1 pseudogene is annotated in these 264 nt (G+C 62.5%); it reads right to left on the bottom strand.

The features are described 5' to 3' along the window. Nucleotides 1-264: pseudogene (locus tag O4G76_RS20790) on the bottom strand (indole-3-glycerol-phosphate synthase TrpC); the annotation flags it as partial.

The following is a 264-nucleotide window of genomic DNA, read 5'->3' as shown; positions in this document are numbered from 1 at the left end:
ACTCAAAGGCGCAGGCTTCCAGCTCTGCGGCTTGTGCATCGCTGACAGAGGCAAGGATGATCAGGATACAGTCGGCCCCAAGCGCGCGAGCCTCGGCGACCTGATAGGTGTCATACATAAAATCCTTGCGCAGGCAGGGCAGAGCGCAGGCGGCGCGCGCTTCTACCAGATAGTCCTTGGCGCCCTGAAAACTCGGCGTGTCGGTCAGCACCGACAGACAGGTTGCCCCGCCGTCGGCATAGGCTTTGGCCAGCACGGCGGGAT

The organism is Limimaricola sp. G21655-S1 (assembly GCF_027213785.1).
GTDB lineage: Bacteria > Pseudomonadota > Alphaproteobacteria > Rhodobacterales > Rhodobacteraceae > Limimaricola.
Note: the sequence above shows the minus strand (reverse complement) of the source record. Positions and strands in the feature narration are given on the sequence as shown.